Annotated in this window: 1 protein-coding gene; it reads right to left on the bottom strand. The window is 36.0% G+C overall.

What is annotated here, in order from left to right:
* The coding region (locus ACEWK1_RS27725; protein WP_416636894.1) for an IS110 family transposase at nt 1-751 on the bottom strand (751 nt) is incomplete at both ends.

Genomic DNA, 751 nt, shown 5'->3' with positions numbered 1-751 from the left:
TCGCAGCCAACGACCAATATTTGATTCCCAACCTTTTATTACGACTCCTTGAAACAGCCCATGCAGCTTCGCACAATGCAGATTTAATATGTGGATTTCCTCTAACTGTTCGTGTACTTTTTCTTTTTCCTGCACTTTCATGATTTCCAGGTGATAATCCTGCCCATGAAGCGAGATGTTTAGAAGTTGGAAACTGTCCCATATCTACACCAATTTCTGCAAGGATGACTGCAGCTGTATCTTTTTTAATACCCGGCATTGTGATTAAAAGTTGAACTTCTTCCTGATAGTCTAGTAAGATTTCATCGATCCTTTTCTCAATATCGGATATTAACGTTTCTAGATAAGTAATATGCATCCAGGATTGTTGGATTAGAAAAAGTTGATGATCATTTAATGTACCGAATAAAGAATCAGTAATCAATTGTTTTTTATGAGCCATTCTTCCATGTATCTTTTTCTCAACTTCTTCCTGATCAATAAAACCTTCAGATATTAATTGTTCCAAGAGTTTCCTTCCTGAAACACCAAAAACATCTGAAATAACAGTACTTAATTTTATGTTTGAAGTCTCTAACACTTTTTGAATTCGGTTCTTCTCAGATGTCATATGCCCAATCCATTTCTTTCTAAGTCGAGTCAAATCTCGTAAATTTCGAAAGTCTTCTGGAGGGACAAAGCTTTTCTCTATTAGTCCATGTCTTAATAATTTAGCTATCCATTCTGCGTCCGAAACATCTGTCTTCCTACC

Origin of the sequence: Metabacillus sp. YM-086 (assembly GCF_048059995.1) — a bacterium.
Classification (GTDB): Bacteria; Bacillota; Bacilli; order Bacillales; family Bacillaceae; genus Metabacillus; species Metabacillus litoralis_B.
Note: the sequence above shows the minus strand (reverse complement) of the source record. Positions and strands in the feature narration are given on the sequence as shown.